This window comes from Acinetobacter sp. Leaf130 (assembly GCF_001423205.1).
Lineage (GTDB): Bacteria > Pseudomonadota > Gammaproteobacteria > Pseudomonadales > Moraxellaceae > Acinetobacter > Acinetobacter calcoaceticus.
Genome location: NZ_LMOE01000001.1, coordinates 2028955 through 2045842 on the forward strand (window position 1 = coordinate 2028955; position 16888 = coordinate 2045842).

Consider the following 16888-nt stretch of genomic DNA (forward strand, 5'->3'; position numbering starts at 1 on the left):
TTTATCCTAAAATGCTAGGCTCTTCTGCTTCATACAAGATATTGGAATTACATAGAATGACTCGAAAAAGCGCTATTGCTGCACTACTCCTCTTGCCAAGCTTTTCTTATGCAGCAACTGTCTTATCAGCTCCGCCAGAATTAAATAATAAGTCTTATGTATTAATGGATTACGAGACAGGACAAATTCTTGCTTCTAAAAATGAAAACGAAAAGCTTGCACCTGCTTCTATGACTAAAATGATGACTAGTTACATCATTGAACAAAAATTATTAAAAGGTGAGCTGACTGAAAATGAGCAGGTTCGTATGAACGAGTCTGCATGGTGTAAAGGAAGTAGCTCTGAATCATGTATGTATGTTCCTTTAAATGGTACAGCGACTGTTCTAGAAATGCTTCGCGGTATTATTATCCAGTCAGGTAATGATGCATCAAAAGCAATGGCTGAACATATTGCCGGAAATGAAGGCACTTTTGCTCATATGATGAATCAGGAAGCAAAACGTATCGGCATGGTAAATACCCAGTTTGTTAACTCGACTGGTATGCCAGCTGAAGGTCACTATTCAACTGCAAAAGATATGGCAGTTTTAGCGCAGCATATTATTAAAGATAGCTCAAAATATTATCCAATCTACTCTGAAAAAGAATTTACCTTTAATGGTATTAAACAAGGTAACCGTAATGCCTTACTTTACACAGACCCAAGTGTAGATGGTTTAAAAACAGGCCACACAGATGAAGCTGGTTACTGCTTAACTACTTCAAGTAAACGCGGTCCAATGCGTTTAGTTTCGGTGATTTTTGGTACTCCAAGCATGTCTGAACGTGCAGACCAAACTCGTACATTATTAGCTTGGGGCTTTGCAAACTTTGAAACTGCAAATGTTCAGCCAGCCAATCAGGTTCTTGCAAAAGCGAAAGTCTGGTTTGGTAAAGAAGATGAAGTTCAAGTAGGTTTAGCTGAAAACTTTAGTGTGACGATGCCTAAAGGTAAAGCTGACGGCATTAAAACTCAGCTAGTGGTTCAACCTAACTTAAATGCGCCACTTCAAAAGGGCCAAGTCGTAGGTAAACTCGTTGCAAGCTTAGACGGCAAAGTAATTGCTGAAAAGCCATTAGTTGCATTAAAGCCAGTTGAAGAAGCAGGATTCTTTGCACGCTTAATCGACCATGTTAAACAATTCTTCAGCAACTTATTCTAATTTTTGAATAGTTGAATTAAGCACTCATGCTATTTAGCCTGAGTGCTTTTTTATTTTATAATTCGTCTAAATTCTATGTTGATACCTCTCATGGCAAAGAACATCCGTCCTTATCTTGAACACCACCCTCAAGTTGATACAACGTGCTATATCGATGACATGGCTGTTGTAGTCGGTGAAGTGAGCTTAGCTGAAAATGTTTCTGTCTGGCCTTTTGCTGTGATTCGCGGCGACGTAAATAGTATTCAAATTGGCAAAAATAGTAACGTACAAGACCATTGTATGTTGCATGTTAGCCACAAAAATGATGCGAAACCTAATGGCTCACCTCTTATTATTGGTGAAGATGTGACTGTTGGCCACCATGTCACCTTGCATGGTTGCACCATCGGTAACCGTGTTTTAATCGGGATCAATACCGTTGTTCTAGATGACGTGATTATTGAGGATGATGTGATGATTGGCGCGGGAAGTCTGGTTCCACCGCGTAAAGTCTTAAAAAGTGGTTATCTGTATGTAGGAAGCCCTGTACAGCAAGTACGCCCTCTTACCGAAAAAGAATTAGCGTTCCTTCCTTATTCGGCAAGACATTATGTGAAAGTACAAAATAATCATAAAGCGGCTCAAGCAGAGCAAGATTAATTAGCTCTATGAAATATCAGCAATAAAATTCTGATTTTTTAAACGATATGGTTTGATAGTATTGCTCATATCGTTTAGCAGATCACCGTAGCCAAAAACCCCTAAATTTCGTATTATACGTCTTTTAAATAATGGTGCTTTTTTATGGCCGCATGGACTCCTCATGTCACTGTTGCTACAGTCGTAGAAAAAGACGGACGCTATCTATTTGTTGAAGAGCATAGCGAAGGTTTTGTACACACCGTATTTAACCAACCTGCTGGTCATGTAGAATGTGGTGAGTCATTAACACAAGCAGCCATTCGTGAAACACTTGAAGAAACGGGTCATCATATTGAAATTGATGCCTTGCTCGGTATTTATACTTATACCCCGCCCATGTTTCCGGACCGTACCTATTACCGCTTTTGTTTTCTAGCACATGTGACTCAAGTTGAAAATAATCCTCAACTCGATACTGGTATTGTAGCTGCTGTGTGGATGACACCAGATGAGCTCAAAGAATCTGCTCGTGCTCGTAGTCCACTCGTACTTAAAGCAGTTGAAGATGCCATGAAAGGCCACCATTATCCTCTATCGCTTATTTATGAGCACCCTTTTTCTCCCTCATTAACTTCTCATTTGGATGCCTAGTCCTATGCAACAACGTGTCATCGTCGGTATGTCTGGTGGTGTAGACTCTTCTGTTTCTGCAGCACTTTTACTTCAACAAGGATATCAAGTTGAAGGTCTTTTCATGAAGAACTGGGAGGAAGACGACGGCACGGAATACTGTACAGCAATGGAAGATTTAGCCGATGCTCAAGCAGTAGCCGATAAAATAGGCATTAAACTCCATACAGCAAACTTTGCTATGGAATATTGGGATCGGGTCTTTGAACTCTTCTTGGCTGAATATGCAGCTGGACGCACCCCAAACCCAGATATTTTATGTAATAAAGAAATTAAGTTCCGTGCATTTTTAGATCATGCCATGACTTTAGGTGCAGACTTTATCGCGACTGGTCATTATGCACGTCGTGGCGAAACTGCATATAACTCAAAAGGCGAAGCATACGCGCCATTATTGCGTGGTGTAGACAATAATAAAGACCAAACTTATTTCTTGCATGCTGTTCATGGTAAAGAAATTAACAAAACCCTATTTCCAGTCGGTGAGATCGAAAAACCAGAAGTCCGTAGAATTGCTGAAGAACTTGATCTCGCTACAGCCAAGAAAAAAGACTCTACTGGGATCTGTTTTATTGGCGAACGTCGATTTAATGACTTTCTTAAACAATATTTGCCCGCTCAACCTGGAAAAATTGTACTTGATACAGGTAAAGAAGTTGGTGAACATCACGGTCTGATGTACTATACGCTCGGTCAACGTGGCGGAATTGGTCTAGGTGGTTTGAAAGGTGCAGCTGAAGGTGCATGGTTCGTACTACACAAAGATATTGCCAATAACCGCCTAGTTATTGGTCAGGGACATGAACACCCACTCATGCAAAGCACACAGCTTTGGAGTGAGTCAATTGACTGGGTGGCGGGCGAACAGAATATTCCAGCTGAAGGTTTACGCTGTACAGCTAAAACACGCTATCGCCAACCTGATCAGGCATGTACCGTTTTTAATGATGAAAATAGTGAACACGGTGTACGAGTTGAGTTTGATGAACCTCAGCGTGCTGTTACACCGGGTCAAAGCGTTGTATTTTATTCAGATGAAGTTTGCTTAGGCGGGGGTGTCATTCACCATACAAATGCCCCTACACCAAATTTTATTTAAGGGAATGAATGGCATGGTGGAGTTACCATTTCAACAATCACAAGCCTTGAATGTTCGCCAAAACCGTGCCCTTGCCTTGGCTGGGGTATTTCAGGCCACCCAGCTCACGCATATGACAGCCCTAACGGGTCAGCAGAGTATTGGTGAAAGTGGTAACTTCTATTTTGAGCTGTTAATCAAAGCGAGTTTAAATATTCGCCCTACAGCCAACAATGGTGTCCAAACATTAGATTTTTTTAATCAGTTGGCAGATATTTCTTTAGGGCTTAAAACACTCGAAAATTGTATTACTCAACCTTTTACAAATATGCCTAAATCTCGCCTTCCCAAAATGGGCACTGCCAAGCTTCCGATGTCATATGCGATGTCCCTTTTACAATTAGAAAAGAAGGTCTATAGCAATCCCGAATACGTCGCAATCATTGAAAAAGCTCAGCAAAAGATTTTAAAACAGCTTTCTTTTTTTGATAATAACTATTTACACCCAAGCATTTTAGCCAATTTGGCTCAAACTTATGTCGATACTGCTGGGCAGATTAACCCCCGCATTCTCGTTCGTGGTAATGCAGAAGCATTTAAAGATACCAACCATACTAACCGCATCCGTGCTTGTCTATTTACTGGCTTGCAAATGGCCCATTTATGGCGACAACTCGGTGGTAGTTCGTGGAACATGATTTTTAGCAAGCGTAAATTGCTACAGGATATTCAGGCACTTGCTCGTTTACAGTACCAAGTCATCTAAGGCTGTAAAGAGATTATTTTTGGTTTTATGTTTATTCCAACATTAAGGAATCGTTATGAACGCTTTAACCGCACTATCACCATTAGATGGACGTTATGCCAGCAAATGTGATGCGCTACGCCCTTTTCTTTCTGAGTTTGGTTTAATTCATGCTCGTGTCACTGTAGAAGTGCGTTGGTTACAAGCGCTTTCTAACCGTCCAGAAATTGTTGAAGTTGCTCCTTTTTCAAATGAAACAAATGCAGCTTTAGATGCCATTGTTAGCAACTTTTCTGAAGAAGATGCTAACCGCATTAAAGAAATTGAACGCACAACGAACCATGATGTAAAAGCTGTTGAGTATTTCTTAAAAGAGAAAATTGCAGGTATTACTGAATTACAAAATGCGGGTGAGTTCATTCACTTTGCTTGTACATCAGAAGACATTAACAACTTGTCTCATGCGCTTATGCTTAAAAACGGACGTGAAGTTTTAGTATCAAGCATGAAGCAAATTTTAAATGCGATCTCTGCTTTAGCAACGACTCACGCTGAACAACCAATGTTGTCACGTACTCACGGTCAAACTGCAAGCCCAACAACTTTGGGTAAAGAAATGGCAAACGTTGCATACCGTTTAGCTCGCCAAATCAAGCAATTTGAAAATGTTGAGCTACTAGGCAAAATCAACGGCGCTGTAGGTAACTACAATGCTCACCTTTCTGCTTATCCAGATGTTGACTGGGCTGCGCATGCTCAAGCTTTTGTGGAATCTTTAGGTTTAGCATTCAACCCGTACACGACACAAATCGAGCCACATGACTACATGGCAGAGTTGTTTGATGCGTTACGTCGCTTCAACACGATTTTAATCGACTTTAACCGTGACGTATGGGGTTACATCTCTTTAGGTTACTTCAAACAAAGATTAAAAGATGGTGAAGTTGGTTCTTCAACTATGCCACACAAAGTTAACCCAATTGACTTTGAAAACTCTGAAGGTAACTTAGGTATTGCGAATGCCGTATTAGCTCACTTAGGCGAAAAATTACCAATTTCTCGCTGGCAGCGCGACTTAACTGACTCGACTGTACTTCGTAATATGGGTGTTGGTTTTGCGCAAAGTTTAATTGCTTTTGATGCGTGTTTAAAAGGTGTTGGTAAACTTGAGCTTAATGCAAACCGTTTACTTGAAGATCTTGACCAAGCTCAAGAAGTTTTAGCAGAGCCAATTCAAACTGTTATGCGCCGTTATAACGTTGAAAAACCATATGAAAAGTTAAAAGCATTAACTCGTGGTCAAGCAATGACTCGCGACATGATGGTTAACTTCGTAAATGGTGATGAACTTCTTCAAGTGCCAAGCGAAGAGCGTGCGCGTTTAGCAGAGCTTACTCCTGCAACTTACACAGGTAATGCTGCTGAACAAGCAAAACAGATCAATGACTTAATTAGCAAAATCTAATTGAAAAGTTAAAAAAAGCGAAGCTTCGGCTTCGCTTTTTTATTACACTGATATAAAGCACAATAAAGTCCTATTTATAAAATGATCGAAAAACAATTCAAACTTAAACACTATGTTGCTCTAGTCCTCATATTTATTGCCATCTTACTATCAAGCATTCACCCCCTTGAATTTGAAGCTTATTTACTTCATCAGGTAGGGACTGTTTTTATGTTAGTTCTACTATTTATTATTTTTAAAAAGATTGGTCTCGATTTTTTAAGTTTTACTCTCTACTTACTATTTTTACTGATTCACATTATCGGTGCACATTACCTATATTCATATGTTCCTTACAATGACTGGATTCAACAGGTGTTCCATTTTAATCTAGATCAATATATGGGTTGGTCCCGTAATATGTATGATCGTTTAGTACATCTTGCATATGGTGTTTTACTCTACCCTCTTATTTATCGAGTTTTTCAAGTTTGGTTGCCTACAGCACGACCTTTTACTCTGTTTTTACTTGTGATCCAGTTCGTGATGGCATCTAGCGTTTTTTATGAACTCATTGAATGGGCGATTGCAATTGGCTTATCTCCAGAAGAAGCTGAGAATTATAATGGTCAACAAGGCGACATGTGGGATGCCCATAAAGATATGCTGTTAGCAACTATTGGGGCAATAATTTATGGAGTTGCTGCTCTTATAAAAGCACCTAAAATAAATAATTCATAAATAAAAAAAGCGCTCAATGAGCGCTTTTTTTAAAGGTTCTTCAGACTACTGGATAAGTTTGATCTAAAAGATTTTGTAAAACTGAAGAAGCTGTATTTGGTAAAAGTTGATCAAGACTGGTTGTAACATCACTAGCTGTGTTATTTACATCACTCTGCTCATTCACTATTGGTTTAGACTCTGTTGTAGATAAAAGTTTTGCGATGGGGTCTGAATCATTAGATGAAGAACTTTTTAACAAATCATCTAATTTCACAGATTTTTGCTGCTGACTATCTGCTTCATTTGTTGTGCTTTGTACTAACTTTAATGTATTTAACCCGACACTATCCGCAACAGAAGGAACAACTTCATTTACATCACTACTGACAATTTCACTCGTACTGGCCACTTTGGGTGCGACCACATAAAAGGTAAATGATGCACTCTCTTCACTGATAAAACCTGCTGCATCTCTCTGAGTTAAAGTAATCGTATGTTTCCCAATAGCTAAATTTTTATCAAGTGTAAATGACCAATAGCTATTTGCATCTACTTGACCAACTGTAAGAGCCGAAATTGCGACTCCATTATCATAAATAGTCAAAGTCGCATTGGGTTCAACTTTGACAGTAATTTTTGGAGTTGAATCATCAGTTTCTGAGTTAGCAGTAATTACTTTTACAGTAGTACCATTATCATTATCCACTCTATTAAAAACAGGTTTCTCAGGCTTTGTACCATGGATTTCCAGAGCTACAGAACTATTGCCAGAGGTATCTATAGCAGATACAGAGGCTTTATCTTTATTAGTATTTAAAGCAGGCGAAATAGTAATTGTAAATTTCCCATTCTCGTCTGCCACTCCACTACCAATAACTTTATTGTCTTTCGTTATTTGTATTTTTGCATTGGCTTCAGCTGTACCAGTAACAGAAGTTCCTTCTGCATTCACTTGCGCTGTAGGTTTATCTGGCGCTAGGGTGTCATAGCCAGATTTAATTTCTAAAGGCTTAGAAGTATTACCCGCCGCATCTTCAACAATGACTGTCGCCTTTTGTGAATCTTTTAATGCAGAAGAAAGCGTGATTTGAAATTCACCTTCTGCATTTGCCGTACCAGTTCCGATCACCTTACCATCAGCATCTTTTATCTGAACTTTTGCATTCGCCTCTGTTTTTCCTTCAATCACTGTTCCTTCTTTGTTTACTTCAACTAAAGGAGCTTTTGGAGGAATAGTATCTTTGCCAGCAAAAATAAGCGTTGCTTCAGATTCATTTCCAGCAGTATCTACAACAACAACTTTACCACCCGTCAAAGGCGGAGTAAATTTATAAGAAAACTTCCCTTCTAGACTTGCAGTTATAGTATCTATCAATTTACCACTGGCATCATAGATTTTGACAGTAGCATTCGCTTCAGTTTTACCATCTAAAATCGAACCATCTTCATTTAATTGAGCCTGAGGAGCATCTGGAGCAATAGTATCCTTCTTTCCAATAAACTCACTTTCTTTAGAGATATTGCCAGCAGCATCCTCAGCAACAACCTTTAGTTTATTTCCATCTGTTAAAGGCTTGGCTAACTTGATAGTAAAATTTCCACTTGCATCTGCCACACCCGATGCGATCGTATTCCCGTTCAAATCTCGAATATAAATTTTTGCATTCGCTTCGGATTTTCCTGTCACAGTAACAGTATCATCTCCCACAGCGGCAGTCGGCGCAACAGGAGCCACGTTATCTACAGGCGAATCATCTTTGTCATCTTTATCAAAAGCCCACAAATATAAACCTTCAGCGGCTAAAACTGCTAAGCCAGCTTTTAACACATTGCCCATCGAAAAAGTTGGGGAATCATCAACCGCCATTGTTGAAGCTGGTTGACTAGTGCTTGTATAAGCTAAATCTGTGACATGGTTTAAACCTGTGTAGTCGATCACCTTACCTTGTGCGTCGAATTGGGCTTCAACAAATTTTCCGTGTTCAGTTGGAAGAACAAGTGAATGGTCTGTTGTATTCGTTGCTTCATTAAAGAAATTTTCTAAGACAATGGTCTCTCCATTTTTTAAATGGATGACGAGACTTCCACCCTGTTTTTCCACCGATGCTATATCTTTTTGACTTACACCAATTTGAATAATAGAAGGTTTACTTAACACTACCTTATTGAGCTGACCATCTTGCAGAACGTCCAAACCCTCTTTGGATGCCACAATTATTCTTGTCATTATTTCCTACCCTGAGTTTCAGTTATATTTTTTAAATGTTTAACTTTTTAAATGATTCATCTAAAAGCTATTTTATTGCTGTTTAAAATATCAAAACCATGTGTTTATCACAATTCAAAAAGTATATTTATCAATAATTATTTTTGACTTTTTATTAAAAAGCTAAAGATATTTAAAAAGCTGGATTTATTTATTAATTCAATAAAAAAACCAGCATATTAAGCTGGTTTTTTTATCAAAATGTGAATCACAAAAACTTATAGTTTTGGATCACGCATCTGCACAAGAGTTGTATTTGCTTTCGCAAGGTTTTCCATCACTTTATTCATTACAGCTGGAATCAAACTATCTGCCATTTGTGCCGCTTGCAAACCCAACTTTTCACCTAAGGTCGCTTTCCTACGAGTATTAATCACATAGACATCATGCTGTGCTAATAAAGCTAATAGATACTCATCAGATGTTTGTAATTTATCAACGAGGTTAAGATTAAGCGCATCTTCACCATACCAATGTTCACCTGTAGCGACTTTATCAACATTAAGCTGTGGTCGATACTTTTCTACAAAGTGCTTAAATAACACATGAGTCTGTTGAAGCTCTTCTTCGAACTTTGCTTTACCTTCTGGAGTGTTTTCGCCAAACATCGTTACGGTACGCTTATATTGCCCTGCTGTATAAAGCTCAAAGTCAACATTATGTTCTTTTAAAAGGCGATTAAAGTTTGGAACTTGAGCAACAACACCAATTGAACCCACAATAGCAAATGGTGCAGTAATAATTTCATTTGCGATACATGCCATCATATAGCCGCCACTCGCTGCCACTTTGTCTACACAGATAGTCAGATGGAACCCTGCATCGCGTAAACGCACCAATTGAGCTGCTGCTAGACCATAACCATGTACCATGCCTCCTGGGCTTTCAAGGCGAACAATAACACGATCACGCCCTGCTTTAGCAGTTGCTAAAATGAGAGTAATTTCTTCTCGTAAGTTTTCAACTGCTGAAGCTTGAATATCACCTTTAAAATCCAACACAAAGATTTTCTGATTATTTTTACGGCGGATTTTAGCTTCTTTAGCAAGTTGTTGAGCCAATTGTAAAAGTTCTAAACGGCTTGCAGTAGTTTGTGCAATTTTTTTTCTCTGTTCATTTACACGTGCATTTAAATGACTAACACGTATTTCTGCAGGGAGTTTAGGCAAATGGAATAACATAAAATTCTAAGCTCATAAGTTATCTTTTATAGCCTTAAGATGTGGTCCTTTTGATTAAAATTCAATAGCGATTTTGCAAAATAGAGTCATTTTCATTTATAAAATAAGAAAAAGAGCGCATGGCTCTTTTTCTTATATCAATTACTAATTAACCGAAGCGTCCAGTAATATAGGCTTCCGTCAACTGATGGTCAGGTTGAGTAAAGACTTTTTCAGTTGAGTTGACTTCAATCAAATCACCTAAATGGAAATAGGCAGTACGATCTGAAACACGTGCTGCTTGTTGCATAGAGTGAGTCACAATTACAATTGTATATTGATTCGACAATTCAGAAATCAATTCTTCAATTTTTGCTGTGGCAATTGGGTCAAGCGCAGAACATGGCTCATCCATTAAAATGACTTCTGGACTTACTGCAATCGTACGTGCAATACATAAACGTTGCTGCTGACCACCTGACAAACCAGTACCCGGTTGATTCAAACGATCTTTCACTTCGTCCCATAAACCCGCTTTACGCAAGCTATTTTCAACAATTTCTTCAAGATCATATTTATCACGTGCTAGACCATGAAGTTTAGGACCATAAGCCACGTTATCAAAAATAGTTTTAGGGAATGGATTTGGCTTCTGGAACACCATACCAACTTGAGCACGCAATAATACGACATCAAGGTTTGGGTCATAAATATTGTGGTTATCAAGTGTAATTTTACCTGTTACACGACAACCATCAATGGTGTCATTCATACGGTTTATCGTACGAAGAAAGGTAGATTTACCACAACCTGACGGTCCAATAAAGGCAATAACTTCGTTTTGGTAAATATCGAGGTCAATACCCTTAATCGCTTCAAAATCACCATAATAAACATGAGCATCTTGTGCACTGATTTTAATTTCGGTTGAGTTCTGCTTTTTTGAAGTATGTGGTTCAAAATGCGAAACATACGAAGTGCCATGATTTTGCGATTTATCTGTAAATTGAGATTGTTCAGTGTTCACTAACTTATCCTTTTCTAAGGAATTCGTAATATCAATAGTATTCATGATTTATCCTCTATTACCAACGCACTTCGAACTTTTTACGTAACCAAATTGCAAGACTGTTTAAACCAATCATTAATGCAAGGAGTACGATAATCGCAGCGGCAGTACGGCCTTCGAAGAAGTTACGCAACTCATTACCTTGCCATAAATAAACTTGGACAGGTAAAGCTGTTGCTTGATCAAATGGGGTTGTTGGAATACTTGCAACGAATGCACTCATTCCGATTAAAAGTAAAGGTGCTGTTTCACCAAGCGCGTGAGCAACGCCAATAATTGCGCCGGTCATAATGCCTGGCAAAGCTAATGGTAAAACGTGGTGAAAAATGGTCTGAAATTTAGAAGCTCCCAAACCAAGTGCAGCTTGTCGAATAGAAGGTGGTACTGCTTTTAATGAAGCACGAGTAGTAATAATGACTGTTGGTAATGTCATCAAACTTAAAACTAGACCACCTACTAACGGAGCAGATAAAGGCAAATGCATCCAGCCAATAAAAATTGCTGCACCGAGTAAACCAAACACAATTGAAGGAACAGCAGCAAGGTTATTGATGTTGACTTCAATAATGTCTGTAATAAGATTCTTTGGAGCAAATTCTTCAAGATAGATTGCGCTGGCAACACCAATCGGAATTGCAATAATGATCACAATCAGCATCATGAACAACGAACCCATGAATGCACCTGCAAGACCACTAATTGCTGGTGAACTACGAGAGTCAGGGTTCTTAAATAAGTTCATATTAAATGTACTTTCAAGAACACCTTTTGCTTTTAGCTCATCTGCAAGTTTACGCACTTCGGGATCAAGCTGTTGCTGATCATCTGGCAATGAACGGTCAATATTACCTTTTAACCAGACATCAACATTGGCATCGCCCAAGAAATTAAGATTTTCTTTCTTACCAATGAGTGATGGGTCCGCAAAAACCATATCACGTAAACGATAAGCTTCTGAGCTCGCATAAAGACTGCTTAAGTAATCACGCTGGCTAGCAAGCGCAGGGTCTTTAGCAATCATTCCATTTACAATAATGCCGTCCCAATCCACCATACCCATTTTGGTTTGCCAATCGATATAGCGCTCTTGATAATGGGCAGGTGTTTCCCCCTGCCCACGAACAGGTACTGGACCTGCATCAATCAATTTCGGGTCAAAGTAAATTGGAACATTCATACTCGTTTGCCAAAAAGCAGGTAAACCTTTTGCCAAAATACTGCTAAACAATAGCGCAACGAATGCAAGTCCAATTACGACTGCCGAGAACCCAGCATAACGAAAAGCTTTTTCTTTACGATGACGTTTAGCCAAAGACTTTTCGATGACTTGTTTACGTCGTTCACTTAATTCAGCAGCAACTTTTGGATCAAATACGTTCTGATCCATAGGAGACGATGTATTTGATGTACTCATTCGTATTGCTCACGGTATTTACGCACAATGTACAGTGCAACAATGTTTAGACATAAGGTAATCACAAAGAGTGTTAGACCTAACGCGAATGCAACCAAAGCTTGTGGGCTGGCAAAGTCAGTATCACCAGTTAACTGTTTTACGATCGTAACGGTCACTGTCGAAACAGCTTCAAATGGATTTGCATGTAAAAGTGGACTATTCCCTGCGGCCAAAACCACAATCATGGTTTCCCCTACGGCACGAGAGACAGCTAATAAAAAGGCGCCCGTAATACCTGGTAACGCAGCGGGTAAAACGACTTGACGAATTGTTTCAGACTTAGTTGCTCCAAGTCCTAAAGAACCGTCACGTAATGCACGAGGTACTTGGGTAATAATGTCATCTGACAAAGAAGAAACAAACGGGATAATCATAATCCCCATCACGAAACCAGCAGTTAAAGCACTGGTCGCGTTAATTTCAAGACCTACATAAGCACCAGCTGTCTTGAAAAATGGTCCAATAATCATCATGGCAAAAACACCATAAACAATTGTTGGAATACCGGCTAAAACTTCAATTGTTGGTTTTGCCCATGAGCGTAACCATGGCGAAGCATATTCAGCTAAATAAATGGCAATCATTAATCCAATTGGTACGGCAACTAATAAGGCGATGCCGCTGACCATCAATGTGCCCCAAAGTAATGGCAATAAACCATAACTGCCTTCAGCATTACCCGAGGTACTAAAACCTGGGTTCCACTCTGTCCCAAAGAAGAAATCAAGTGGACTTACAAAACGGAAGAAGTGCATTGCTTCGCCAAACATCGACATCACAATACCGATGGTTGTTAAAATCGCAACGCCAGAACATAAAATCAAAGCAACATTAATGGCGCGCTCAACTTGGTTACGCGCACGATATTGTTGATTAATTTTTTTCTTTGCCCAGACTAAACCCAATAAAGCTGCACAAACGACAACAGCAAATTTGGCAAAAGAGCCAATGGTTTGAAATTTTGCGAACTGTTGTGCAGCCGCTAATTCATAAGCTGCCGGTTTATCACTCACCCCAAAACCTGAAGCAATGGCTTGAACACGATCAACCAATACGCTTCTGCCGGCTTCATCAAGTGAAGCACTTATAGACGCGGGAATATTATTAAAAATAATATGATTTAAAATACTTGGTTCAACCAAGCTCCAAATGATCAAAATTAAAAAAGCAGGGATACCGCACCAAAGTCCAACCAGTGCACCATAATAACCAGGACGAGAATGTAACGTCGCCGAGTTGCTTCCCTTACCTGCTAGGCTACGGCTCTTTCTTAGCCCAAGTTGATATGCGATTGCCACAAGGGCTAACAACACACCGATAAGTAGCAGATTCATGTACTCTCCACTGTTTTCTCAATTGTCATAATTTGGAAAAACAAGTTAGACAAAAAGGCTGATGAACTTTCAAGATCACCAGCCCCTATTCAAACTAACTTACTTAACAGTTTTACCTGCTTTAAAGTCAGCCAAAACTTTTGCACGTTCAGCATCAGACATTGCGATTAAGCCATCACGCTCAGCTTTAGAACCTTTACCTGTTGCTTTTTTGCTTACGAAATATTCTACATATTGCGGTAAGCCTTTAACTGATTTTAAGTGCTCGCCTTTCACATAGAAGAACAATGGACGAGATACAGGGTATGTACCGTTCAATACAGTTTTCTCAGAAGGAACAACATTGTTTACTGTCGCTACACGTAACTTGTCACGGTTCATATCATAGAAACTTAAACCAAACACACCTACTGCACTTGGAGAAGTCTTTAAGCGAGCCAATGTTTCTGTGTAATCACCAGCAATTTCAATTACACGACCATCTTTACGGAAAGTAGAACATGCTTTCTTCTGAGCATCTTTGTCTAAGCTCTTGAAGTATTCATACGATTCACAGCCAGCTTCAACCATTTTCTCTTGGAAAACTTCACGAGTACCATGGTTAGAAGCAGGAATTACAAGTGTAATTGGTTCATTTGGAAGAGATTTATCAATCTGGTTCCAGTTTGTATATGGGTTTGGAACCAACTTACCTTTTGAAGGTAATTGTGCAGCTAAAGCAGCAAATACATGGTAAGGTTTTAATTTATAAGCTGCTTTGTTTGAGTTAGACGCGAATACAATACCGTCGTAACCAATTTTGATTTCTTGAATTTGTTTTACACCAGCTTTATTACAAGCTTCGATTTCAGTGCTTTTAATTTTACGAGAAGCGTTTGCAACGTCGATTGTGTTATCGCCAACGCCTTGACAGAATTGTTTTAAACCAGCAGAAGAACCGCCAGAACCAACTACAGGAGTTTTAAATTGAGGGAAAGTATTACCAAACTCTTCAGCTACAACGCTGGCAAATGGTAATACAGTTGAAGAACCAGCAATTTGAATCGTATCACGAGCTGCATTTGCAGTCGTTGTTACAGCTGCCCCAGTTACTGCTAACGCAATTGCGATTTGACGTGGATTTAAGCGCATTCTGTTCTCTCTCATTAATGCAATAGGTTGTACGTCACTTTTTGTTGAGTGCTTGTACGCTCTTCGATAGCTGCATTGTGAATAGAAAATATGACAATTAAGTTACAGTATGATGACGCTTTAATGATTTCAATATTGTTAATTGTCACATTATTATTTTTTGCCTACTATCAAATATTTAATTCAATCCAAGTAGGTATTTTACCTTGTATATTAGTCTGTATTATTACACTTGTTAAAAATATAAGATTTTTATATTTATAAAATATAAAAAACAAAGATGTTATAAATGTTTTAAAAAACGATAATTTAGTTATCTGTAGTTTAATGATTAAAATATTTTTTGATTAAAGAAGTTTTTATTAAAATATTTCTAAAAATAATAATTTCTTTGTAACATTAAAATAATATGACAAAAGATAAAGGGTTACCTATTTTACGTCAGGTAACCGCAATATCATTGTCAATTTAAACGATCAACTCGATTGTACTTCTGGCATCGCAACCATTTTTTTACGATATTTTAAGAAATACGTAAGCGCTAAAACAGCCAACCAGATTGGGCCTAAAATAACGGCAAGTCTCATATCTGGCGTCATTGCCATAATAATAAGAATAAAGCATACAAAGCTAATGGTTAAATAATTACTCCATGGGCTAAGAATGCTTTGGAATTTGGTTTGACGTTTTTGCAATTTCATTGCTTTAGTGAATTTCAAATGAGTCACTGAAATCATAAGCCAATTAATGACAAGTGCAGCGACAACAAGCATCATAAAGAGCTGAAAAGCTTGACCTGGAATCAGATAATTCACAACCACACATATTGCTGTGATTGATGCAGATACCACTGCTGCTGGAACTGGAATGCCACGACTGTTTACTTTTTTCAAGATAGCTGGGGCATTACCCTGCTCTGCTAAACCATGCAACATACGGCTATTACAATAAATACAGCTGTTATAAACCGAAACTGCTGCAATCAAAACAACAAAGTTTAAAACGTTCGCAACGCCATTACTATTTAACGACTGGAAAATCATTACAAATGGGCTACCGCCTTCTGCAACCATATTCCAAGGGTAAAGGCACAGTAAGATTCCAATCGCACCGATATAGAAAATTAAAATACGGTAAACAATCTGGTTCACTGCTTTTGGAATAGTCGTTTCAGGTTTTTTAGTTTCAGCCGCAGCAATACCAATTAATTCTAAGCCACCAAATGCAAACATAATGACGGCCAAAGCCATGACAAAACCGTGAATTCCGTGCGGGAAGAAACCGCCGTGTTGCCATAAATTTGCAATACCTGCTTGCGGACCAGCAGAACCTGTAAATAAGAGATAGGTACCAAAACCAATCATGCTTAAAATTGCAACAATCTTAATGCAGGAAAATAAGAATTCGGATTCCCCAAAAAAGCGGACATTTACCAAGTTAATGCTGTTAATTAAAATAAAGAAAAATAAAGCAGTCAGCCAAGTGGGAATTTCAGGCCACCAGAACTGAATGAAGGTTCCAATTGCACTGAGTTCAGCCATGCTTACCAGTACATACAACACCCAATAGTTCCAGCCAGACATAAAACCAGCCATTTTGCCCCAGTACTTATTGGCAAAATAACTGAATGAACCGCTTACTGGTTCCTCAACAACCATTTCACCTAAATGACGCATAATTAAGAAAGCGATAATTCCAGCAATTGCATATCCCAATAAAATTGAAGGACCTGCCAGTTTAATCGTTTGAGAAAGACCTAAGAATAACCCTGTTCCGATCGCCCCTCCGAGTGCGATGAGTTGAATATGCCGATTGGATAAGCCTTGTTTTAACTCGTGCTTATTGTTTGCATCCATAACATTATCTCCAATGTTGGTGTCACTTCCTGTACACCTTTATTCAGCACCATATCCGAAGGCCAGAAACCGACCTTCGGACATAAGTTTGCTTTAATATGAGTCCA

The 16888-nt window shown here is 38.8% G+C and carries 14 protein-coding genes; 7 read left to right on the forward strand and 7 right to left on the reverse strand.

The features are described 5' to 3' along the window. The first annotated feature begins 56 nt into the window (after nucleotides 1-56). From dacC to ASF86_RS09205, 7 genes are all read left to right on the forward strand, one after another. The gene (gene dacC / locus ASF86_RS09175) at nucleotides 57-1205 is read left to right on the forward strand and encodes a D-alanyl-D-alanine carboxypeptidase PBP5/6 (protein ID WP_005039024.1); all 1149 of its coding nucleotides are present in this window, start codon (nucleotides 57-59) and stop codon (nucleotides 1203-1205) included. Between the two features lie 90 nt (nucleotides 1206-1295). After that, complete coding sequence (locus ASF86_RS09180; protein WP_056481303.1) at nucleotides 1296-1847, forward strand: gamma carbonic anhydrase family protein; 552 nt, start codon at nucleotides 1296-1298, stop codon at nucleotides 1845-1847. A 144-nt stretch (nucleotides 1848-1991) separates the two neighbouring features. Further along, nucleotides 1992-2480: an NUDIX hydrolase gene (locus ASF86_RS09185; protein ID WP_056481306.1), complete on the forward strand. Its 489-nt coding sequence runs from the start codon at nucleotides 1992-1994 to the stop codon at nucleotides 2478-2480. Nucleotides 2481-2484: 4 nt separating this feature from the next. Continuing rightward, the gene (gene mnmA, locus ASF86_RS09190) at nucleotides 2485-3618 is read left to right on the forward strand and encodes a tRNA 2-thiouridine(34) synthase MnmA (RefSeq protein WP_056481309.1); all 1134 of its coding nucleotides are present in this window, start codon (nucleotides 2485-2487) and stop codon (nucleotides 3616-3618) included. Nucleotides 3619-3631: 13 nt separating this feature from the next. Then, a complete protein-coding gene (hflD, locus tag ASF86_RS09195; RefSeq protein WP_003650459.1) occupies nucleotides 3632-4363 on the forward strand; it encodes a high frequency lysogenization protein HflD in 732 nt (243 codons plus the stop codon). 55 nt (nucleotides 4364-4418) lie between these two features. Continuing rightward, on the forward strand, nucleotides 4419-5807 hold the full coding sequence (purB, locus tag ASF86_RS09200; RefSeq protein WP_056481311.1) for an adenylosuccinate lyase: 1389 nt from the start codon (nucleotides 4419-4421) through the stop codon (nucleotides 5805-5807). Between the two features lie 81 nt (nucleotides 5808-5888). Further along, nucleotides 5889-6527 (forward strand): DUF2238 domain-containing protein, encoded by a 639-nt coding sequence (locus tag ASF86_RS09205; RefSeq protein ID WP_056481314.1) that lies wholly within the window; start codon nucleotides 5889-5891, stop codon nucleotides 6525-6527. A 40-nt stretch (nucleotides 6528-6567) separates the two neighbouring features. Here the strand turns inward: ASF86_RS09205 and blp2 are convergent, their stop codons facing one another. The 7 genes from blp2 to ASF86_RS09240 all read right to left on the reverse strand — a co-directional run bounded on the left by blp2 (nucleotide 6568) and on the right by ASF86_RS09240 (nucleotide 16781). Beyond that, complete coding sequence (blp2, locus tag ASF86_RS09210) at nucleotides 6568-8736, reverse strand: Ig-like repeat protein Blp2 (RefSeq protein ID WP_056481317.1); 2169 nt, start codon at nucleotides 8734-8736, stop codon at nucleotides 6568-6570. A 257-nt stretch (nucleotides 8737-8993) separates the two neighbouring features. After that, nucleotides 8994-9956, reverse strand: coding sequence for a protease SohB (gene sohB, locus ASF86_RS09215; protein ID WP_056481320.1), 963 nt, complete (start codon nucleotides 9954-9956; stop codon nucleotides 8994-8996). A 148-nt stretch (nucleotides 9957-10104) separates the two neighbouring features. Continuing rightward, nucleotides 10105-11007, reverse strand: coding sequence for a phosphate ABC transporter ATP-binding protein PstB (pstB, locus tag ASF86_RS09220; protein ID WP_003650451.1), 903 nt, complete (start codon nucleotides 11005-11007; stop codon nucleotides 10105-10107). 13 nt (nucleotides 11008-11020) lie between these two features. After that, on the reverse strand, nucleotides 11021-12418 hold the full coding sequence (gene pstA, locus ASF86_RS09225; protein ID WP_056481323.1) for a phosphate ABC transporter permease PstA: 1398 nt from the start codon (nucleotides 12416-12418) through the stop codon (nucleotides 11021-11023). Beyond that, entirely contained in the window at nucleotides 12415-13794 is a 1380-nt protein-coding gene (gene pstC, locus ASF86_RS09230; protein ID WP_017391894.1) for a phosphate ABC transporter permease subunit PstC, read from the reverse strand. Before pstC ends, pstA begins: the two co-directional genes overlap by 4 nt. 99 nt (nucleotides 13795-13893) lie before the next feature. Beyond that, a complete protein-coding gene (locus ASF86_RS09235) occupies nucleotides 13894-14925 on the reverse strand; it encodes a substrate-binding domain-containing protein (RefSeq protein WP_056481326.1) in 1032 nt (343 codons plus the stop codon). Between the two features lie 476 nt (nucleotides 14926-15401). Continuing rightward, entirely contained in the window at nucleotides 15402-16781 is a 1380-nt protein-coding gene (locus ASF86_RS09240) for an amino acid permease (protein ID WP_056481330.1), read from the reverse strand. Between the last annotated feature and the right edge of the window lie 107 nt (nucleotides 16782-16888).

Bases quoted from the DNA above. Each gene is read 5' to 3' on its own strand.
- dacC (WP_005039024.1), top strand. From the start codon at position 57: ATGACTCGAAAAAGCGCTATTGCTGCACTACTCCTCTTGCCAAGCTTT.
- ASF86_RS09180 (WP_056481303.1), top strand. From the start codon at position 1,296: ATGGCAAAGAACATCCGTCCTTATCTTGAACACCACCCTCAAGTTGAT.
- ASF86_RS09185 (WP_056481306.1), top strand. From the start codon at position 1,992: ATGGCCGCATGGACTCCTCATGTCACTGTTGCTACAGTCGTAGAAAAA.
- mnmA (WP_056481309.1), top strand. From the start codon at position 2,485: ATGCAACAACGTGTCATCGTCGGTATGTCTGGTGGTGTAGACTCTTCT.
- hflD (WP_003650459.1), top strand. From the start codon at position 3,632: ATGGTGGAGTTACCATTTCAACAATCACAAGCCTTGAATGTTCGCCAA.
- purB (WP_056481311.1), top strand. From the start codon at position 4,419: ATGAACGCTTTAACCGCACTATCACCATTAGATGGACGTTATGCCAGC.
- ASF86_RS09205 (WP_056481314.1), top strand. From the start codon at position 5,889: ATGATCGAAAAACAATTCAAACTTAAACACTATGTTGCTCTAGTCCTC.
- blp2 (WP_056481317.1), bottom strand. From the start codon at position 8,736: ATGACAAGAATAATTGTGGCATCCAAAGAGGGTTTGGACGTTCTGCAA.
- sohB (WP_056481320.1), bottom strand. From the start codon at position 9,956: ATGTTATTCCATTTGCCTAAACTCCCTGCAGAAATACGTGTTAGTCAT.
- pstB (WP_003650451.1), bottom strand. From the start codon at position 11,007: ATGAATACTATTGATATTACGAATTCCTTAGAAAAGGATAAGTTAGTG.
- pstA (WP_056481323.1), bottom strand. From the start codon at position 12,418: ATGAGTACATCAAATACATCGTCTCCTATGGATCAGAACGTATTTGAT.
- pstC (WP_017391894.1), bottom strand. From the start codon at position 13,794: ATGAATCTGCTACTTATCGGTGTGTTGTTAGCCCTTGTGGCAATCGCA.
- ASF86_RS09235 (WP_056481326.1), bottom strand. From the start codon at position 14,925: ATGCGCTTAAATCCACGTCAAATCGCAATTGCGTTAGCAGTAACTGGG.
- ASF86_RS09240 (WP_056481330.1), bottom strand. From the start codon at position 16,781: ATGGATGCAAACAATAAGCACGAGTTAAAACAAGGCTTATCCAATCGG.